17 protein-coding genes and 1 pseudogene are annotated in these 19,914 nt (G+C 68.2%); 7 read left to right on the forward strand and 11 right to left on the reverse strand.

The window, feature by feature from the left end:
* The 4 genes from AUL32_RS07600 to AUL32_RS07615 all read right to left on the reverse strand — a co-directional run.
* On the reverse strand, positions 1-732 hold a 732-nt coding region (locus AUL32_RS07600), incomplete at its 3' end, for a methyl-accepting chemotaxis protein (RefSeq protein WP_244497721.1).
* 190 nt (positions 733-922) lie between these two features.
* Complete coding sequence (locus AUL32_RS07605; RefSeq protein WP_061976915.1) at positions 923-2,050, reverse strand: osmoprotectant NAGGN system M42 family peptidase; 1,128 nt, start codon at positions 2,048-2,050, stop codon at positions 923-925.
* A gap of 7 nt (positions 2,051-2,057) precedes the next feature.
* Positions 2,058-3,776, reverse strand: a complete 1,719-nt coding sequence (gene ngg / locus AUL32_RS07610) for an N-acetylglutaminylglutamine synthetase (protein ID WP_062113330.1) — start codon at positions 3,774-3,776, stop codon at positions 2,058-2,060.
* 2 nt (positions 3,777-3,778) lie between these two features.
* Positions 3,779-5,554 carry an N-acetylglutaminylglutamine amidotransferase gene (locus AUL32_RS07615; RefSeq protein ID WP_062113333.1) on the reverse strand — a complete coding sequence of 592 codons (1,776 nt, stop codon included), beginning with the start codon at positions 5,552-5,554 and terminating at the stop codon, positions 3,779-3,781.
* Between the two features lie 187 nt (positions 5,555-5,741).
* On the opposite strand from AUL32_RS07615, the gene AUL32_RS07620 reads away from it, so the two are divergent.
* The 3 genes from AUL32_RS07620 to AUL32_RS07630 all read left to right on the forward strand — a co-directional run bounded on the left by AUL32_RS07620 (position 5,742) and on the right by AUL32_RS07630 (position 8,384).
* Positions 5,742-6,236, forward strand: a complete 495-nt coding sequence (locus AUL32_RS07620; RefSeq protein WP_374700933.1) for a MaoC family dehydratase — start codon at positions 5,742-5,744, stop codon at positions 6,234-6,236.
* 13 nt (positions 6,237-6,249) lie between these two features.
* Positions 6,250-6,930 (forward strand): phosphoglycolate phosphatase, encoded by a 681-nt coding sequence (gene gph, locus AUL32_RS07625; protein ID WP_062113337.1) that lies wholly within the window; start codon positions 6,250-6,252, stop codon positions 6,928-6,930.
* A 92-nt stretch (positions 6,931-7,022) separates the two neighbouring features.
* Positions 7,023-8,384, forward strand: coding sequence for an APC family permease (locus AUL32_RS07630; protein ID WP_062113340.1), 1,362 nt, complete (start codon positions 7,023-7,025; stop codon positions 8,382-8,384).
* 85 nt (positions 8,385-8,469) lie between these two features.
* On the opposite strand, the gene AUL32_RS07635 is transcribed toward AUL32_RS07630, so the two are convergent.
* Positions 8,470-9,282 (reverse strand): DUF2076 domain-containing protein, encoded by an 813-nt coding sequence (locus AUL32_RS07635; protein ID WP_062113342.1) that lies wholly within the window; start codon positions 9,280-9,282, stop codon positions 8,470-8,472.
* A 611-nt stretch (positions 9,283-9,893) separates the two neighbouring features.
* On the opposite strand from AUL32_RS07635, the pseudogene AUL32_RS26425 reads away from it, so the two are divergent.
* Positions 9,894-9,959, forward strand: a pseudogene (locus AUL32_RS26425) (hypothetical protein); the annotation flags it as partial.
* Positions 9,960-10,005: 46 nt separating this feature from the next.
* A complete protein-coding gene (locus AUL32_RS25950; protein WP_062113345.1) occupies positions 10,006-11,178 on the forward strand; it encodes an imelysin family protein in 1,173 nt (390 codons plus the stop codon).
* Between the two features lie 40 nt (positions 11,179-11,218).
* Here AUL32_RS25950 and AUL32_RS07645 read toward each other — a convergent pair whose 3' ends face one another.
* Both AUL32_RS07645 and AUL32_RS07650 read right to left on the reverse strand, forming a co-directional pair.
* Positions 11,219-11,470, reverse strand: a complete 252-nt coding sequence (locus tag AUL32_RS07645) for a hypothetical protein (RefSeq protein WP_062113348.1) — start codon at positions 11,468-11,470, stop codon at positions 11,219-11,221.
* 104 nt (positions 11,471-11,574) lie between these two features.
* Positions 11,575-11,832, reverse strand: coding sequence for a hypothetical protein (locus AUL32_RS07650; RefSeq protein ID WP_061976901.1), 258 nt, complete (start codon positions 11,830-11,832; stop codon positions 11,575-11,577).
* 187 nt (positions 11,833-12,019) lie between these two features.
* On the opposite strand from AUL32_RS07650, the gene AUL32_RS07655 reads away from it, so the two are divergent.
* Positions 12,020-12,271: a hypothetical protein gene (locus AUL32_RS07655; RefSeq protein ID WP_062113352.1), complete on the forward strand. Its 252-nt coding sequence runs from the start codon at positions 12,020-12,022 to the stop codon at positions 12,269-12,271.
* Positions 12,272-12,327: 56 nt separating this feature from the next.
* Here the strand turns inward: AUL32_RS07655 and AUL32_RS07660 are convergent, their stop codons facing one another.
* Positions 12,328-13,680 (reverse strand): sigma-54-dependent transcriptional regulator, encoded by a 1,353-nt coding sequence (locus tag AUL32_RS07660; protein WP_062113354.1) that lies wholly within the window; start codon positions 13,678-13,680, stop codon positions 12,328-12,330.
* Positions 13,677-15,530: a sensor histidine kinase gene (locus AUL32_RS07665; protein ID WP_082659386.1), complete on the reverse strand. Its 1,854-nt coding sequence runs from the start codon at positions 15,528-15,530 to the stop codon at positions 13,677-13,679. The genes AUL32_RS07660 and AUL32_RS07665 overlap by 4 nt, the downstream gene beginning before the upstream one ends.
* A gap of 231 nt (positions 15,531-15,761) precedes the next feature.
* Between AUL32_RS07665 and AUL32_RS07670 the strand changes: the two genes are divergently transcribed.
* The gene (locus AUL32_RS07670; RefSeq protein ID WP_061976894.1) at positions 15,762-17,111 is read left to right on the forward strand and encodes a dicarboxylate/amino acid:cation symporter; all 1,350 of its coding nucleotides are present in this window, start codon (positions 15,762-15,764) and stop codon (positions 17,109-17,111) included.
* A 73-nt stretch (positions 17,112-17,184) separates the two neighbouring features.
* Here the strand turns inward: AUL32_RS07670 and AUL32_RS07675 are convergent, their stop codons facing one another.
* Positions 17,185-19,419 carry a xanthine dehydrogenase family protein molybdopterin-binding subunit gene (locus AUL32_RS07675; protein WP_062113366.1) on the reverse strand — a complete coding sequence of 745 codons (2,235 nt, stop codon included), beginning with the start codon at positions 19,417-19,419 and terminating at the stop codon, positions 17,185-17,187.
* Entirely contained in the window at positions 19,416-19,901 is a 486-nt protein-coding gene (locus tag AUL32_RS07680) for a (2Fe-2S)-binding protein (RefSeq protein WP_062113368.1), read from the reverse strand. The genes AUL32_RS07675 and AUL32_RS07680 overlap by 4 nt, the downstream gene beginning before the upstream one ends.
* Positions 19,902-19,914: the final 13 nt, after the last annotated feature.

Raw genomic sequence — 19,914 nt, forward strand, 5'->3', positions numbered from 1 at the left:
TTTGGTGGTCATGTCGCCCATGGCGCGCTGGAGTTCGGCGATCTCGTCCCGACCCTTGGAGAGGCGCACCCCGCGCACCAGATCGCCGGCCGCCATGTGCAGGACGTCCTCACGCAGGATGCGGAGCGGGCGCAGCATCGGGCCCATCCCGACATAGGCGAGAAGGCCGACGCCCAAGAGGATCACCCCGTTCGTCACGGCCATCTGCATCAGGAGATCGTGGACGCCGGCCAAGAACTGAGCCTGCTCGACGCCGACGAACACCACGCCGATCGTCTCGCCGGCCGCGTTCTTGATCGGGTCGTAGGCAGTGTAATACGGCTTGTCGAGAATATCGGCCTTGCCATGGAAGCTGACGCCCTTCTTCAGGACGGCCTCGATCACGGGCGCTGTCGTCAGCTTGGTGCCGATCGCGCGGCTGCCGTCCGGCTTCACGACATTGGTGGTGATGCGCGTGTCGCCGGCAAAGATCGTGGCGACGCCCCCGACCAGTTCCTTCACCTTGTCCACCGGCTCGACGAAGCCGTTCAGCTTCTGCTGACCTGCGGAGAGTTCGCCGTTTACAAGGCTGAAGTCCTTACCGTAGCGCTCCAGAACTTCCCAAGCGACGCGCAGATTGGCTTCCTGCTGCGTCTGCGCCTTCCGGTCGGCATCGCGCAGCATCGTGTCCCGCACCTGCCAGAAATTGACCATCGAAAGCGCGAGCAGGCCGACGAGCAGAAGCATCGTCATTTTCAAGCGGACAGTCATTCGGGGAAAGCGAAGCATAGGAAACCTTCATCGAAAATTATAAGTCCTAGCTAATAGTCCGGACCTTGCTTCGATAAGGCTCCCGCTCTGGTTACATTCCCCTGAACGACAAGGTTGTGGCGGGTGGGATTGGAAATAAATCCTGTCTCGTCCTTAATAAATAGCCGCGAAATTATTCCTCGGATGCTTCAGCCAGCGGTTGGCGGGTGAAGCCCGCGAGATCGCCGCTCTGCTTCATGTCGCGCTCGATTTCCAGCGGCGAAACGGCATAGGCCGTGAGAAGCTCGGCCAGCGAGCGCAGGGCGTGCATGTGGATGCGCTCCCAGCCGTGCGAGGCGTCGACGCCGAAGGTGACGAGCGCCGTGCGCACGTCGTGGCCCGCCTCCACGGCCGAGGCCGAGTCCGAGCGATAGTAGCGAAAGACGTCCTTCTGGAAGCGGATCTCCTCCTCGCGGCAAAGCCGCACGAGCTTGCGCGTCAGATGGTAGTCGAACGGGCCGGTCTGGTCGGCCATGGCGACGGTGACGCCGAATTCCGAGGAGTTCTGGCCCGGCGCACTGGTTCCATTGTCCACCGCCACCATGGAGGCGACCTCGGGTTTGAGGATCGACGCGGCGCCGACGCCGACTTCCTCCGCGATGGTGAAGAGCCAATGGATGTCGACCGGCGTTGCCGAGCCGGCGCGCTCCATGGCCTCGATCGCGGCCAGCATCACCGCGACGCCGGCCTTGTTGTCGAGATGACGCGAGACGATGAAGCCGTTGTCCATGAATTCCGGCTGCGGGTCGATCGCCACCGTGTCGCCGACATCGATGCCGAGCCGCACGACATCGGCCTCGCTTCGCACGATCTCGTCGATGCGAAGCTCCACATGCGACCAGCCGATCGGCGCGGTGTCGATCTCTTCGTTGAACGTGTGGCCAGAGGCCTTGAGCGGCAGGATCGTACCGCGATAGGCGGTCTCCTCGGCGAAGATCGTGGCCCGCGCGCCTTCCGCGAAACGCGCCGACCAGGTGCCGATCGGCACGAGCTCGAGCCGCCCGTTGGACTTCAGCGCCTTCACCTGCGCACCTAGCGTATCGACATGGCTGACGATGGCGCGCGCCGCCGCCCGGCGCGAGCCCTGGCGGATGGCGCGGATGGCGCCGCGCCGCGTCAGCTCCACTTCGAGCCCGAGGCGCTGCAACTCCTCGGTGACGTGGCGCACCACCGTGTCGGTGTAGCCGGTTGGGCTGGGGATCGCGAGAAGGGCGCGAAGCTGCGCATCGAGATAGGCGGTGTCGATGGAATGGCGGGCCATGAGGCTTCTAGTCCAGGCGGCGCTTCAAGCGCGCGGTGCGAACGGAGGAGGGAATGGACAGCGGAAACAGGAGATCGACGAAACGCTCGGCGGTCGGCTGCGGCTCGTGATTGGCAAGGCCCGGCCGCTCGTTCGCCTCAATGAAGACGTAAGACTCGCGCGAGGGGTCCTCCACCATCAGGTCGATGCCGCAGACGGGAATGTCGATGGCCCGCGCCGCCGCGACCGCTGCGTCCACGAGGCGGGGATGCACGATGTCGGTGACGTCGTGGATCGTGCCGCCGGTGTGGAGATTGGCGGTGTGGCGCACGGTCAGCCGTTCGCCCTCCGGCAGCACCACGTCCATGGCAAAGCCCGCCGCGCGCACGGTGCGCTCGGTCTCGGCATCCAGCGGAACGGAACTCTCGCCTGATGTCGCACTCTGGCGGCGGCGCGACAGTTGCTCGATCAGCGTTCGCACGTCGTCCGTGCCGTTGCCGGTAATCATCGGCGGCTCGCGGATCGCGGCCGCCACGAGCCGGAAATCGATCACCACGAGGCGCAGGTCCTTGCCCCGGAAGCAGCTTTCCACCAGCACCCGGTCGCATTCGCGCCGCGCCGTCTCGATCGCGGCTTTCGCATCCTCCAGCGTTTCCACGCCGACGGCGATGCCGCGCCCTTGCTCGCCGCGCGCCGGCTTCACCACGATCTGCCCGTGCCGCTCGATGAAGCCGGCCAGCTCCGCCTCGTCGCCGGCCAGGATCTGCTCGGGCACGCGGACGCCGGCATCGGCCACCAGCCGTCGCGTCACGCTCTTGTCGTCGCAGATGGACAGCGCGACGGCGGAGGTGAGGTCGGACAGGCTCTCGCGGCAGCGAAGGCTCCTGCCGCCATAGGTTAGGCGGAAGAAGCCACCGGCCGCATCCACGATCTCGGCATGGATGCCGCGCCTTCGCGCCTCGTCCACGATGATGCGGGCATAGGGGTTCAGCGCTTCGTCGGCGCTGGCCGTGCCGGTGAAGAGCCGCTCGTTGATCGGATTGCGGCGCTTGACCGCAAAGAGCGGCAGGCGCTTGAAGCCGAGCCGCTCGTAGAGGCCGATCGCGGCCGAATTGTCGTGCATGACGGAGAGATCGAGCGTCTGCCGTCCCTCGTCGCGCAGCCGGCCGGCCAGCGCGCGCACAAGCGCCTCCCCAAGGCCGGGATAGACGGCCTGCGCGTCGATGGCGAGGCACCAGAGCGAGGCGCCGTTCTCCTTGTCGCCGAAGGCCATGACATGGTCGATCCCCGTCACCGTGCCGATCACCGCGCCGGTGCGCTCGTCCTCGGCCACGAGATAGGTCAGCGCCGTGCCCTCGCGGTGGCGCCAGAGGAAATCGGGGTCGATCTCCACCATGTGGCGCGTGCGGTAGATCCGGTTGATCGCCGCCGCGTCGCTTTCCCGCTCGATCGGGCGGATGCGAAAGCCGGTGGGGTGGCGCAGCGAGGGCTTGAGCGCGGCGAGATCCAAGCGGAACGTGTGGGAGGGATCGAGAAACAGCTCGATCGGCGCCTGCGCCAGAAGCACGTGCGGCTCCGACACGTAGAAGGCGATGTCGCGTCGTGCCGGCCCTTCCTCCTCCAGCGAGCGCGCGAGATGAGCGGGGTCGGCGAAGGTCTGCGCGAAGCAGAGCCGACCCCAGCCGCAGTCGAAGGACACGTCCACGGCGGGCTCGCCAGGGGTCTCAATGGGATTTTGTGCGGCCATGGTCAAAGCCCCTGTTCGCCCAGCCAAAGTTCCAGAAGCGCCACCTGCCAAAGCTCGGAACCCTGGAGCGGCGTGATGTGGCCGGCGGGATCGGCGAAGAGCCGGTCGAGATAGGCGGGATCGAACAGGCCGCGCTCGCGCGCTCGGGTTGAGCCCATCGTGTCGCGCACCATGTCGAGCGTCGGCCCGGCGAGATATTTCAGCTGCGGAACCGGGAAATAGCCCTTCTTGCGATCGATCACCGCTGAAGGGATGATCCGCCGCGCCACGTCCTTCAGGATGCCCTTGCCGCCGCCCTTCAGCTTTTCGGCGGAGGGAATGCGCGCGGCCAGCTCGGCGAATTCATGGTCGAGGAAGGGCACGCGCGCTTCCAGGCCCCAGGCCATGGTCATGTTGTCGACGCGCTTCACCGGGTCGTCCACCAGCATGATCTGGCTGTCGATGCGCAGCGCCTTGGCGACGGGGTCCTCGGCGCCGGGCAGCTCGAAATGCCGGCGCACGAAGTCGAGGCTCACGTTCGACCCGCCGCGCCATTTGGGGCCGAGCTGGCTTTGCAGGGTCTCGTGCGAGCGGTCGAAGAAGGCGCCGGAATAGGCCGTCAAGGGATCGGCCGCGCCCTGCATGGGCGGATACCAGTGATAGCCGGCCAGGATCTCGTCCGCGCCCTGGCCGCTCTGCACGACCTTGATATGCTTCGACACTTCCCGCGACAGAAGGAAGAAGCCGATATTGTCGTAGGAGACCATCGGCTCCGACATGGCGCGGATCGCCGCCGGCAGGTTCTGGAGAAGCTCCGCGCCGGGAACGAAGATGCGGTGATGCTTCGTGCCGTAATGCTTGGCGATCAGGTCGGAATATTCGAACTCGTTGCCGACCTCGCCATTGGCGTCCTCGAAGCCGATCGAGAAGGTGGAAAGGCCGGTCTGCCCGGCCTCGGCCAGGAGACCGACGATGATGGAGGAATCGACGCCGCCCGACAGGAGCACGCCGACCGGCACGTCCGCCACCATGCGCCGCTCCACCGCGCGGCGAAGATGGGCAAGCAACTCGTCCTCCCAGTCGCGCGTCGTCAGGCCCTCGTCGCCCGCCCGCGGCCCGAAGGTGGGCGCCCAATAGGTCACGTCGTCGAAGCGACCGTCCGGCTCCACCATGCGCGTGGTGGCCGGCGGCAACTTGCGCACGCCTTTCAGGATGGTGAGTGGCGCCGGCACGACGGCGTGGAAGCTCATGTAGTGGTGCAAGGCTTCCGGATCGATCGACGTGTCGACGCCGCCGGCCGCCACGATCGAGGGCAGGGAGGAGGCGATCAGGAGCCGGTCCTTATCCTGAGCGAGATAGAGCGGCTTGATGCCGAACCGATCTCGCGCCAGGCACACGCGCCCGGTCTCGCGCTCGTGGATGGCGAATGCGAACATGCCGTGGAACCGCTTCACGCAGTCCCGGCCCCAGGCGTGGTAGCTCTTCAGGATCACTTCCGTGTCGCCATGCGAGAAGAAGCGATAGCCCATGCCCTGCAGTTCGCGGCGCAGTTCGGGATAGTTGTAGATACAGCCGTTGAAGGCGAGCGTCAGGCCGAGCTCGGGGTCCTCCATCGGCTGGGCGGAGTTCTCGGTGAGATCGATGATCTTCAGCCGGCGATGGCCGAGCCCGACGCGCCCGCGCACCACGAGGCCCGCGCCGTCCGGCCCGCGCGGGGCGAGGCAGGTGGCCATGGCGCCGATCCGGTCCGGCGAAGCGAACCCGCCGTCGAAGCGGACTTCACCGCAGATTCCGCACATGGTTTTCCTTTCCAGGGATGTCTTGGGTTCGGGGCTGGGTTCGTTAGCTAGGGCAGGCTTTGCTGCATCCCAGCAAAAAGGCCGAACTCCCTGGGGCGGCGGCCGCTCCCGCAAAGTGGCTTCCCGCCGTGGTCAGGACGGCCGGACTTCTCTATGAGCGGGGTCTGGAACCGTTTCAGGACGCATCATGACCGCGACGAGCCCCAAGGGTCCCACCCTCGTGCCGATGGACGTCTATCGCGCGCATCTCGACGGCGAGGCCTTCGTGTCGGACTGGCTGGTGGTGGACCAGCGCATGATCGATACGTTCGCCGACGCCACGCACGACCACCAGTTCATTCATGTCGACCCCGCGCGCGCGGCGGCCGAGGCGCCCTTCGGCGGGACGATCGCCCATGGGTTCCTGACGCTCTCGCTTCTGTCGATCCTTGCCTATGGCGCCATGCCCGGTGTCGAGGGCACCAAGATGGGCATCAATTACGGGTTCGAGAAAGTGCGCTTCCTGACACCGGTGAAGTCCGGCGCGCGGGTGCGTGGGCGCTTCCGGCTGGTCGGGCTCACCGAGCGGGCCGTTTCCGTACAGTCCGCCTGGGACGCCTCGATCGAGATCGAGAACGTGACCAAGCCCGCGCTCACCGCCCATTGGATCACGCTCGCCGTGATCGAACCGCCCGCCGCTTGAGGAGACCCGTTCCATGCAAGACGCAACCTGGCCGAAGGCCGTGCTGTTCGATCTCGACGGCACGCTGGTCGACTCGCTGCCCGACATTCACGCCGCGCTGAACGAGACTTTGGCGAGCTACGGCGAGCCGCCCTTCATGCCCGAGGCCGTCGCCGCCATGGTGGGCGCGGGCGTGCAGGCGCTGATCGAGCGGGCCTATGCTGCGCTCGGCAAGACGATCGACCCGGCGACGCGCGACAAGGTCGTCGCCCGCTACCTCTCGATCTACGGCCCGCGCGCCACAGAGCTGACCACGCTGAACGCCGGCGCCAGCGACGCGCTGCGCTTCCTCGGCGAGGGCGGCTTCCGGCTCGGCGTCGTCACCAACAAGCCGCGCGCCGAGACCGACGAGATCCTGAAGCATTTCGGCGTTTTCGAGCGGATGGAGATCGTGGTCGGCGGCGATGCCGGCCCGCGCCGGAAGCCCGCGCCCGATCTCCTCCTCTTCGCCGCCCGCGAGCTTGGCCTGGAGCCGGCGGATGTCGTCTTCGTCGGCGACTCGGAAAACGACGTGGACGCCGCAAAGGCCGCCGGCATGAAGGCGATCGCGCTGCGCGGCGGCTATACCGTGCACGCGGCCGAGGCGCTCGGCGCCGATCTCGTGCTCGACCGGCTGGACGAGATTCCCGGCCGCCTCGCCGAACTCGAGGGCTGATCCAGCCCCTTTTTCGCCGCAATCCCCCTCGCCATGCGACCGCTCGCCGCTATCGTTTCCCGGATGAAGTCACGGGAAAGGATCGGGCCGCGATGACGCAGACGGATGGCGAAGCGAAGCTCAAGCGGGCGGTGGGCCTGCCGCAGGTCGCCCTGTTCGGCCTCGGCTCCATGCTCGGCGCGGGCATCTATGGGCTGATCGGCGAGGCGGCGAAGGAACTGGGGAGCGCCATCTGGATGGCTTTCCTGATCTCCATGGTCGCGGCGCTCCTCACGGGCCTGTCCTATGCCTCGATCGCCTCGCGCTATCCCCGCGCCGGCGGGGCGGCCTATGTCACGCAGCGCGCCTATGGCCGGCCCATGCTCTCCTATGTCGTGGGTCTCGCCGTCGTGTGCTCGGGCCTCACCTCCATCGCCACGCAGAGCAATGTCGTGGCGCGCAATTTCGCCAGCGTCGTCGGCATCGACACGCCGCAAAGCGTTCTCGCCATCGGCTTTCTCGTGCTGCTCGCCGGCGTCCTGTTCCGGGGCATTTCGGAATCGCTCTGGCTGAATGCGCTCTGCACTGTGATCGAGGCCTTCGGCCTGATCCTCGTCATCGCCGTCGGCATCTCCTATTGGGGCGAGACCAATCTCCTGGAGTTTCCGACCGGCGAGGGAGGCGAGCCGCTGGGCGGCTCCGTCATGCTGCTCGTCGCGCAAGGGGCGGTGCTGACCTTCTTCTCCTTCATCGGCTTCGAGGACATGCTCAACGTCTCGGAGGAGGTGCGCGAGCCCGAGCGCACCATGCCCATCGCCATCCTTGCCGCCATGCTGGCGGCCACCGCGATCTATATCGCCGTGGCGGTGACGGCGGTGTCCGTCGTGCCTTGGCGGGAACTCGCCGAAGCGCCTGGGCCGCTGATCCTCGTGGTGGAGCGGGCCGCGCCCTGGTTCCCGACCGGCATCTATGCTGGCATCACCATTTTCGCCGTCGCCAACACGGCACTCGTCAACTACGTCATGGCCTCGCGCCTGCTCTACGGCATGTCGCGACAGGGGCTCCTGCCCGAGGCTTTCGGGCGCGTGCACAAGACGCGCCACACGCCCTATGTCGCGATCGGCGTGCTGCTGGTGATCGTCGTCGCGCTGTCGCTGGTCGGTAATATCGGCGCGCTCGCCGCCTCCACCGTGCTCCTGCTTCTCACGGTCTTCACCGTGGTCAACGTCGCGCTTCTCGTGCTTCAGCGCCGCAAGGGCGAGGCCAAGGGCCGGTTCGAAATCCCGAGCCTCGTGCCGATCCTGGGCGCCGCGCTTTGCGCCACGCTGATCGTCGTGCGCATCGCGGAAGGAGACTGGGCCGCGCCGATCATCGCCGGCAGCCTGCTCCTCGGCATCGTGCTTCTGTATTTCGCGACCGGCGCGGGTCGGGAAGGGCGCATCGACGCCTTCCTGGAAAGCGAAGGCGCCAACTGACGCTCCGCCGAAAGTCCGACGCCTCACGAAGAAGGGCCGCCGGAGATCGGCGGCCCTTCTTTAGTTTCGAGCGTTTCGCGAGGGCTCAGATGTCCTCGAAATCGTCGCCGCCGCCGAAGCCGGGATCGTCGTAGTCGGCGTCCTGCATCCCGCCGTCGTCATAGGAATTGTCCCCGGCGTCGGATGCGGACACGTCCTGCGCGCCGGGCGCCTCGTTGATGATCTCGGTGTTCTCGATCGTGGTGTTCTCCACGACCCCGCCCGCGCCGCCGGGATTGAGAAAGGAATGCGAGCCGCCGAACATGTTGCCCAGCATGTTGCCGAGCACCACGCCGCCGGCAACGCCCACCGCCGTCTGCGCCGCGCCGGCCAGGAAGCCGCCGCCGCGCCCGCCCTGCGCGGGCGGCTGGTAGGCGGCGGGCTGGCCATAGCCCGGCTGCGCGCCGTACCCGCCCTGCGGAGGCATCGGGGGTTGGGCGTAGCCGCCGCCCTGCTGCGGGGCGCTGGCGCCCCAAGGGCCGCGCGCGGGCTGCGCCTGCCCGTAGCCGGCATCCTGCCCGCCGCGATAGCCCTGCGGCACGCCCATCGGCTGGCTGTCGCGCGAAGCGGAACCGCCGCCGCCGAAGAGCCCGCTGAGGAAGCCGCCACCGCCGCCGCTGCTCTGGACGGGACGCTCGCGCTCGGCGCGCTCCAGTTCCTCGATCCGGGCGTGGGCCGCCTTCAGCGCCTCTTCCTGCACGATGATCGTCTGCGCCATGTAGTAGGGCACGTGCGGCGCGCTGGAAACGCGGTCGCGAATGAAGCTTTCCGCCTCGCCGTCGCGAGGCGGGGCGCCCCGTTCCGCGTCCCCCAGGCGGGTGAAGAGGCTTTGCAGCATCTGACGTTCGTCGCTGTTCATCTCGGTCGCTCGTTCACAGGCCACTGCGGCGGCCTTCGCTTGTCCTCGGCCGCCGATTCGAAGCCGAATCTAGGTGGACGAGAGAAGAGATGTGCGACGAATTGTGGCGGTTCCAGCGCGTGAAGATTGATTCTTCGCAAGGTGGGCCTCGCCGCGTCGGCAGGGCTCCGAATCCAAGGGTCCTCGCCTCGCTCGCCGGCCTTGGCGCCTCGTCTCGAATGGCGTGAATCTCGGAACGATTTCAGACGGAAAGCGCACTCGCGCAAACTTGGAGATCCGAGGCGAAGCCGAGATTCACCACTTTGCCACCGGTGGCTTTGGGGCAGTGTCCGACGCGGCGCGCGGCCGAAGCCCCGCCTTCGATCTTCCGTGTCCGCCGGCCTCCTCGCGCGCCTGCACGCAGGCCGATGCTGGCTGCCTCGCCGTGCAGCGGCGTTCTAGAGAGCTTGGCCGGGGGAGGCGCCGGACCCGGTGCTCGATCTCGTCACCAACCGTCAGACCGACAGGCACCGTGCCTTCCAACCGATCCCGCCTTCTTCCCTCCTCCCGCTGTTCGACAGGGGCGGGGGGCTGGCCGACCATCCGCCTATGAGTGATGTCGGCCCTTCGCAATGTGGCGTGGGCCGCCGCTCTGGGGTATCGGTCTGGCGCAGACGGTGGGCGGCCACACGCTGTGTCTCCATGATGGCCGCGCCAGAAGCTTAGCGGAGGCGATCCTCTGGCATGGCGGCGTGGGTGCGCGCGGCCCTGTCGGCCGAGGATCGCGCCGCCCTGCTTCGCTTTCGGGAGTCCTTGCAGATGCGGCACAGTTTCAGGGCATCGATCGCGGCCTGTCTCGTTCTCTCCACGGGCAGCGCGGCATTGGCGCAGACCGCTCCTGCCGCGCCGACGCGCGAAGCGGTGGTGGAGCGCGCGATCGAGAGCGTGATCCGGCCGGGCTATGAGCGGCTGGACAAGGCCGGCGAGGTCGAGGCCAAGGCCTTCACCGAGCTTTGCGCCAAGCCCGACGACGCCAAGTTGAAGGCGGCGCGCCAGGGCTTTGCCGATCTGGCGCAGGCCTTCGGCGCGGTGGAGTTCATCCGCTTCGGGCCGATCACCGAAGGCAGCCGCTTCGAGCGCTACCTGTTCTGGCCCGACCGGCGCGGCGCGGCCCAGCGTCAGGCGCAGATCATCGTCAACCGGCGCGACGCGGACGCGGCGACGAGCGATCTCCTGCCGCGCAAGAGCGTCGCCGTGCAGGGGCTGACGGCGCTGGAATATGTCCTGTTCGGCAATGGCTCGGATGCGCTGGCGAGCCAGGCCGGCGCGTTCCGCTGCCGCTACGGCGCGACGATCGTCGGCAATCTCGGCCAGATTTCCGATGCGGTGGCCGAGCAATGGCGCCATCCGCACGGCATCAATGAGCGCCTGACCAAGCCCAAACCCTCCGACCCGACCTATCGCTCGACTGAGGATTCGCTCCAGGAACTCTTCGCCACCGCCGTGCGTGGGCTGACGGCGATCCGCGAGCTGCGCATCCTGCCGGGCCTCAACGCGCTGCCCGGCGAGACCAAGACCAATCTCTTCCTGTTCGGCCGCAGCGATCACGCGACCGCCATGCTGGTGGCCGATCTCGACGGGCTGCGGGCGCTTCTGGCGGATTCGGGGTTGCTGGCGCTCAAGCCCGGCACGTCGCTCGACCCGGCGCAGGAGCTCGGTGCCATCGCCCTGTCGATCCGCGCCCTCGGCCCCGATCTCGGCCAGGCCGCCGGCACGGCGGAGGGCGAGGCCGTGCTGCGTGATGCCTTGGCACGCATCCAAACGGTGGAAACGGTTCTCACCAACGAACTCGCGCCCGCCCTTGGCCTGTCGGCGGATGTCTCCGCGCTCGATGGCGATGGGAAGGACACGCCGTGATCCTGCGCTCGCCCGCCCGACCCAGCCTAAGACCGCACCCTCAGGCCAACGGTCTGGGCGCTAAGCCGTAGGAGCGTCGCTCCAGCGAGCGGACGGCGATCTGGATGTCGATGGGCTTTGCCAGGACCGGCAACACGCCGTTTTCCCAAATACGCCGGTCCTCCGGCGTCAGCCGGCGCTGGCCCTGACGGGCCACGAGCTGGGCGATCTCGATCTCGCGCGACCCCGCTTTCAAAAGCCCGGCGTCGATGACGTCGGCGATCAATTGCGACAATTCGGGGTCGGCACGCATCGAAACACTCCGAAACAGATACCCCTTTGAATCTAGGATCGTTTCGTCCGGTTTCCACGGGCCGAAGCGGGCGCAACCGCCCGCCTCGCCAAAATATGATGGGCTTAGAATTCGATCTTGCGGGGCACGTAGCCGCCGCGCTGCACGATCGAGGCGATCGCCAGTTGCTCCCGGATCGGCTTGGCCAGAATGGGCAGCACCCTCGTTTCGAACAGCTCCCGCTCGTCGGGCGCCAGAGCGCCCAGACCTTCGCTCGCCACGCGCGCGGCCACGATCTGCTCGGGCGAGCCGGGCTTGATGAGCCGGGCGTCGATCACCTCGCGAATCAGGGCGTTCAACTCGGGGTCTACGATCTTCGTCATATGCGATGCCTTGCAGTTCCGCGGGCAGAGGTAACGACGGATCGTGGCGCTGTCGAGAAAGGGGAGAGGGACTTTTTTCGCAGCAGAAGGGCCTGCTTGGGGCGCGTGAATTTGCCGCTCCGGCGGAGCCATCGGGCGCCCGTTCCATTGGGTTTTGGAGACAGAACCTCAGCTTGGGAAAGCCGACATGAGCCAGACGAAACTCAGCGACCACGCCCTCTCCATCCTCACCTTCGCGGCCTATCATTCGCTCGTCAGCGGCGAGGTGGTGACGCGCGTCGTGCTCGACGACGGCAAGGGGCACAAGGCGGATTCGGCCGGCGTCGAGGAACTCGAACAGGCCGGGCTCCTGGAGGCCGAAGGCGATCGGGGCACGCTGACCGAGGCCGGCTCGCAGCATCTCGGCAAGGTGCTCGACGCCATTCGGCAGGGCGCCTAAAGCATCCTGCGACGGTAAAGCGAGCACGCTTAGCTGTCGGACAATTCAGAGGTGATCTAGCTCTCGCCCGCAAAATCGCGGCGGCTGATACCGTGTCGCTGGAGCTTGTCGTAGAAGGTCTTGCGCGGAATGCCGAGCGCTTCGATCGTCCGCTTCACGTCTCCATTGCTCCCTTCGAGGGCGGCGCGGATCGCGTCGGCCTCGAAGGCGTCCACCCGCTCCGGCAGGGTCATGCCGGTTCGGGCGCAATCGGCCGGCTCCGCCAGTTCCTCGATGCCCAGCGCCACGCGCTCGGCGAAATGAACGAGTTCGCGCACATTGCCCGGCCAGTCGTGCTCGCGCAGATGCCGGGCGACAGAGGGCGAAAGGGCCGGCGGCTCGCGTCGGAAGCGCTTGGCCGCCCGTTCCAGAAAAGTGGCGAAGAGTAGCGGCACGTCGTCCCGCCGCTCCCGCAAGGGCGGGATCTGCACGGTCACGACGTTCAGCCGGTAGAACAGATCCTCGCGGAAATAGGCTCGCGCTTCGGCCCCGCCGAGATCGACCTTGGCGGCCGCGACGACGCGCAGGTCCACCGGCCGGCGCTCGTTGGTGCCGAGCGGCTCCACCTCGCGCGTTTCCAGGACTCGCAGGAGCTTGACCTGCAATGCCAGCGGCATGGACTCGATCTCGTCCAGAAACAGCGTTCCGCCGCTGGAATGCTCGATGCGCCCGACGCGCCGCTTGGCCGCGCCCGTGAAGGCGCCGCTTTCGTGCCCGAACAGTTCGCTCTCGATCACCGTCTCGGGTAGAGCGCCGCAGTTGAGCGCCACGAAGGGGTGGGCGGCGCGGCGGCTCCAGCCATGCAGCGCGCTCGCCACCACCTCCTTGCCCGAGCCCGTTTCGCCTTCCACGAGAACGTCGACATCGGCGTCGGCGATCTGTCGCAGGGTGCGGCGCAGGCGCTGCATGGAGGGGCTGTCGCCGATCAGCGGCGCGTCGGCCTCGCTCCCTTGCGCGGCCAGCGCGCGCAGCCGGCGGTTTTCCAGAACGAGCCGGCGCTTCTCGCCCGCCCGGCGCACGGCGTCCATCAGCCGCGCGGCGGGATAGGGCTTGGCGATGAAGTCGTAGACGCCTTCGTGCAGCGCATCGACGGCGGTGGCGACGTCGCCGTGCCCGGTGACGAGGATCACCGGAAGGTCGGCGTCGAGCGCGCGCAGGCGGCGAAACAGGTCGAGCCCGCTGAGGCCGGGCATGCGCAGGTCGGTGACGACGACGCCCTCGAAGCCGGCATCGATCGCGGCGAGCGCGGCTTCGGCGCGGTCGAACAGAAGCGGACGATAGCCCGCCAGAAGCAGCGACTGCTCGTTGGCGGCGCGAAGGTCGGGCTCGTCGTCGACGAAAGCGACGGGCAGGCTCGGGGCGTCGCTCATGATGGGCTCCTCGTTGCGGGCGCAAGTTTCAGCCGCGCGGTGAAGCGCGCGCCGCGCCCGGGATCGTTGCTCGCGGTGAGATCGCCGCCCCATTCGGCCAGGATGTCGCGCGAGATCACGAGGCCGAGGCCGAGGCCGCGCGGCTTGGCGGTGGAAAACGGCGTGAAGAGACGCGGCAGGACGGCCGGGTCGATGCCCGGCCCGTTGTCGGACACCGACAGGCGCACGGTCTCGCCGTCGCGTTCGGCGGCGAGGACAACGCGCGGCTCCGGCCGCTCGGCCACCGCGTCGAGCGCGTTCTGCAGGAGGTTCACCAGCACCTGTTCCAGCCGGATCGGCTCGGCCAGGACGCTCGTCTCCCAGGCGTCGCCCTCTCGTGCCAGCGCGGCGGACGTGACGGAAAGGCGATTGTGCAGGAGCATCTCGGCGCCTTCCGCCGCGCTCTGCAGCGAGACGGGGCCGAGCGCCTGCGAGCCGCGCCGGGAGAAATTGCGCAAGGTGCCGGTGATGGCGCCGATCCGCTCGGTCAGCCCCACCACGAGCTTCAGATTGTCCGACGTGCGGGCCGTGTCGCCCCTTTCGAGGAACAGGCCGGCATTCTCTCCATAGGTGCGGATGGCCGCGAGCGGCTGGTTGATCTCGTGCGCGACGCCGGCGGCGATCTGACCGAGCGTGGCGAGACGCCCGGCCTGATCCAATTCCTCGCGCAACTCGCCGGCCCGGCGCTCGGAGCGCTCGCGCGCTTCCATCTCCTCGCGCAGGCGCTGGTTCGCCTCGGCGATCTCGGCGGTGCGCTCGGCGACGCGCCGTTCCAACTCGGCCGCCGTGGCGCGCAGCTCGCGCTGGCGCCGATGCGAGCGCTCGCGCCTGCGATAAAGCGCGATGGCGGGGCCGGCGACGGCCAGAAGCAGCGCGAAGCCGGCGAGCCGCGCGGAGCGCAGGCTTTCGCTCAAACTGTCCCCCGCCGGCAGCAGAAGCGTAAGGCGCCAGGGCAGGGCCGGGTCCGCGATGGGGCGGGCGGCCTCGAAGACCAGCCCGTCCGAGCGCCGTTCGTTCAACTCCCAATAGGCGCCGCCGCGCGCGGCGAGCGCGTCCAGCGGCGTCAACGGCGCCTCGCCGAACTGCAGCGTTTCGCGGATCGCGGCGCGCTCAGTTGGGGGAAGGGGAGTGAGCGTGCGAAAGCGCCAGTCCGGCCGTGTCGTGGCGAGGATGACGCCCTGCTCGTCGGTCGCGAACAGGGTCGATCCGCCGGCCCGCCAAGTTTCCTCCACCGCGTCGAGCTCGACCTTCAGCACCACGACGCCGAGCGGCGCCTCCGATCCGCCGACCCGGCGCGCAATATAGAGGCCGGGCCGCCGGCTGACGGAGCCCAGCGCATATTGCTGGGCCTCGCCATCCTTGAGCGAGGCGGTGAAATAGCGACGGAAGCGATAGTCGTTGCCGACGAAGGTCTGCGGTTCGGCATAATTGCTGGAGGCGACGGCGAAACCGGACCGCGACACGAGATAGATGACGCTCGCGCCGGTCGTGTCGGCGAGGGTCTTCAGCCGCCGGTTCACCCGGTCGAGCCCGGCCTCGGTCGGCTGGCGCAGCACGCTCGCGACTTCCGGGTCCTCGGCCAAGACGCTGGGTACGGCGCGCTGCTTGGCGATCTCGCTGCGCAGCACCGAAAGCGCGGAGGCGAGCGCGCTGTCGGCGCGATTGGCAAGCTGCGCGCCCGCCTGACGCCGCCCGACCTCCCCCGCGCCCACCCAGACGAGAACGAGCAGCCCGGCGCCGGCCAGGAGAACCATCGCCCTGCGGATCGACAAGGGGGGGCCGGAAGCGAGAGAGACGGTGGCACTGTTCATCTGTGCGGTTTATCGCACAAATCGGGTCCCGGGGTGAGTGGAAATTCGCACAAATCGCCGATGGGCCCGCTTCGAAAGGTTCCAAGAGTCCTTGCATGGCCGGCATGTCGTTTGCGCAGAGCGATTGGCACGCGGCTTGCAGATGCAGTTCTCAAGAGGCTTTGCGGGGTTCGCCGGCTTCTGCAACGCGATCGGGATGGATCGCGAAGAAAACCTTTTGGGGAGGCATTCATGGCATCCATACCCGTCGTGCGGAGCGAGCCCGCTCCTCGCAAGCCGCTCTACGCGCAGCTTTACGTTCAGGTGCTGACCGCGATCGCGATCGGCATCCTGCTCGGCCATTTCTATCCGCAGACCGGCGAGGCGATGAAGCCGCTGGGCGACGCCTTCATCAAGCTCGTCAAGATGATCATCGCGCCCGTCATCTTCCTGACCATCGTTACCGGCATCGCCGGCATGAGCGACCTGAAGAAGGTCGGCCGCGTCGCCGGCAAGGCGATGCTTTACTTCATCACCTTCTCGACGCTCGCGCTGATCGTCGGCCTCATCGTCGGCAACCTGATCCAGCCGGGCGCGGGCCTCAACATCGATCCCGCCACGCTCGACGGCAAGGCGGTCGCCGACTACGCCACGAAGGCGCACGAGCAGACCATCACCGGCTTCCTGCAGAACATCATTCCGACCACGATCGTCGGCGCCTTCGCTTCGGGCGACATTCTCCAGGTCCTGTTTTTCTCCGTCCTGTTCGGCATCGCGCTCGGCATGGTCGGCGAGAAGGGCGAGCCGGTCCTCAACTTCCTGCAGGCCGTCTCCGCTCCGATGTTCAAGCTGGTCGGCATCCTGATGAAGGCCGCCCCGATCGGCGCCTTCGGTGCCATGGCCTTTACCATCGGCAAGTACGGCGTCTCCTCGGTCGCCAACCTCGCCATGCTGGTCGGCACGTTCTACATCACCGCCTTCCTCTTCGTCTTCGTCGTGCTCGGCGCGGTCTGCCGCTACAACGGCTTCTCGATCGTGGCGCTGATCCGCTACATCAAGGAAGAGCTGCTGCTGGTGCTCGGCACGTCCTCCTCCGAGGCCGCGCTGCCGACCCTGATGGAAAAGATGGAAGCGGCCGGCGCCAAGAAGTCGGTGGTCGGTCTCGTGATCCCGACCGGCTATTCCTTCAATCTCGACGGCACCAACATCTACATGACGCTGGCGGCTTTGTTCATCGCCCAGGCCACCAATATCCATCTCTCGCTGGGCGAACAGGTTCTCCTGCTCCTCGTCGCCATGCTCTCGTCCAAGGGCGCGGCGGGCATCACGGGCGCCGGCTTCATCACGCTCGCCGCCACGCTCTCGGTGGTGCCCTCGGTTCCCGTCGCCGGCATGGCGCTGATCCTGGGCATCGACCGCTTCATGTCGGAATGCCGCGCGCTGACCAACCTCGTCGGCAACGCGGTCGCCACGCTCGTCGTCGCCCGCTGGGAAGGCGAGCTCGACACCGATCGTCTGCACGCCGCGCTGAACGGCCAGATCAAGCCGATCGGCCCCGCGACGGCCGAGACCGGCACGGTCCAGGCCGCGCCCGCCGCCTGAGCGGACGGCTCGACCCAAAAGACGAGGCCCGCCCCGAGCGATCGGGGCGGGCCTTTTTCATTCGAAGGGATCGTCAGGTCCCGAGCGCGGCGGTGATGCGGTCCGGCCGCAGCGGCAGGTCGCGGATGCGCGTTCCGGCCGCGTGCGCCAGGGCGTTGCCTATCGCGGCCGCCATCGGCCCCTGCGCGGCTTCGCCCGTGCCGAGGAAGGGCTCGCCGACGCGGTCGATCACATGCACCTCGACGGAGGCCGGCACGTCGGCAAAGCGCAGGATGGGATAGCTCGACCAATCGCGAGAGGCAGGGCCGGCGGCGTCGAAGGTCACTTCCTCGAACAGGGTCCAACTCGCGGCTTGGATGAGCCCGCCCTCGATCTGGTTGCGGATGCCGTCCGGGTTCACCGCCTCGCCGCTGTCGCAGGCCGCGACCACGCGGCCGAGCCGCACCCGGCCCGTGTCTCGGTCGAGCCCGAGTTCGACCGCCACCGCGCAATAGGCCGCCAGGTTCTTGTAGCGGGCGTAGCCGAAGCCCCGGCCGGCCATTTCGCCCTTTGCCGCCCAATGTTCCCAGCCGAAACGCTTGGCCGCCGCCTCTATGACCGCGCGCCCGCGCGGGTCGGCCAGATGCGACAGGCGAAAGGCGATGGGATCGGCGCCCGCGCGCAGCGCCAGCTCGTCCATGAAGCTCTCGATCGAGAAGACGTTGTGATAGGCGCCGAGCGAGCGCAGGGCGGACACCCGCACCGGCATCTCGGCGACGAAATGGTTGTGTACGGAAAGGTTCGGCAGGTCGTAGCCGGGAATGGCGTTGCGGTCGCCGCCGCCCGTCGGCTGCGGGATGGGGCGCGGCTCCTCCGGTGCGAAGGGCGGTTCCACCAGCTGGCCCGCCAGGAGATTGCCGGCCGTGCCCGGCCGCGTCGAGTGCGGCATGGACCAGACGTCGTAGCGCCAGCTGGTGATCCGCCCCTCGGCCGAAAGACGCGCGCCGAGCTGCGAGATCATGGCCGAGCCATAGGGCTCGAACCCGTGCTCGTCCTCGCGCATCCATTGCAGGCGCACGGGCCGACCGGGCAGGGCGAGCGCCAGGAGGGCGGCATCAGCCGCTGCGTCGTCGGCCCCGTTGTGGCCGTAGCAGCCAGACCCTTCGACATGGATCACGCGCACTCGCTCAGTCGGAAGGCGCGTCAACTCGGCAATGGCGTCCCGGTCGGGAAAGACGCCTTGCGTGTGGCTCCAGACCGTCAGCTGCCCGTCTCGCGCTTCGGCAAGCGCGCAGGACGGGCCGATCGAGCCGTGCATCTGATAGGCCCGGCGATAGGTCGCGGTGACGAGGTCGCCCACCGGCTCGGGACCGCCCGTAGCCGCGATCTCGCTCGTCTCGGCCGGGGCGAGGCGCAGCCAGTCGTGGATCGCTGCGAGCGAAGGACGGGCGGGCGGCGCATCCCATTCGGCAAGGCTCGCGAGCGTGCGGCGCGCCGCGATCGCCTGCCATTCCGTCTCCGCCACGACGCCGAGAAAGCTGCCATTGCGCACCACCGCGAGAACGCCGGGCATCGCCTCGACTTGGGCGCTGGCAACCGCGCGCAGCCGCGCGCCCTGCACGGGCGGGCGCACGATGCGGCCATGCACCATGCCCTCCGGGCGCATATCCTGCACATAGGCCTCGCGGCCGGTGAGCTTGGCGGGAATGTCGAGCCGGGGCAGGGGCTGGCCGACGAGGCGGCGGGCGGCGCCCGCGATGAGCGGTGCGCCTTGTGTCGCCTCCACCGCGAGATCCAGCCCTTCCACCAGCGCGCCATAGGCGAGTGTCCGCCCGTCCGGCGCGCGGATCGCGCCGTTCTCGGCTGTCAGTGTTTCGGCGGGGATGCCGAACCGATCCGCCGCCAGCACAAGGAGCTTCTGGCGAACCTCCGCCGCCGCATGACCGATGGCGGTGCCGCTTTCGCTGATCGACTGGCTGCCGGCGGTGAACCCCTCATTGGGCGTCTCGGCGGTGTCGGCGGTTCGAAGGCGCACCGTCGCGGGCGCCATGGCGAGCTGCTCGGCCGCGATCTGCCAGAGCGCGGTGCGCACGCCCTGACCCAGCTCGGCCTTGCCGGTGAAAACGGTGGCCGTGCCGTCCGCCTCGATGCGGATCCAGCTGTCGAGGCGCGGCGTGTCCTCCAGGCTGCCGGGAAGCGTGCCGCCGGCCGTCCTGCCTTCGCCGCCGGGATCGCCCTCCTGCGCCAGGAGCCGCCGGGGCGCGAGGGCAAAGGCGAGCGTCAGGCTGCCGCCCTTGAGAAGCGCCCGGCGCGACAGGCCGGCGCTCACCGCTTGGGCTCCGGGGCGCTAGCGGGCGCGCGCGGCGTCGTTACGCGCAGCGCGGCGCGAAGGATGCGGGCATGCGTTCCGCAGCGGCAGAGATGGGGTTGCAGCGCGTCGCGGATCGCCGCCTCGTCGGGCGAGGCATCCCGGCGCAGAAGCCCTTCCACGGCGACGATCATGCCGGGAATGCAATAGCCGCATTGCGCGGCCTGCTCGGCGATGAAAGCGGCCTGCACAGGCCCCGGCTTGTCGCCGGCGCCCAGCCCCTCCAGCGTCACCACCTCGCGGCCGGCCAGCGCGGCCAGCGGCAGGAGGCATGAGAAGGTGGAGCGCCCGTCCACCAGCACGGCGCAGGAGCCGCACTGGCCGACGCCGCAACCATATTTCGCGCCGTTCAACTTCAACTCACCGCGCAGGAGATAAAGAAGCGGCATGGCGGGATCGGCATCCGTCTCGACGCGCCGTCCGTTGACGGTGAAGCTCACCATGGCCCCGGTTTCC

Source organism: Aureimonas sp. AU40 (genome assembly GCF_001463785.1).
In the GTDB taxonomy this organism is placed as follows: Bacteria; Pseudomonadota; Alphaproteobacteria; order Rhizobiales; family Rhizobiaceae; genus Aureimonas.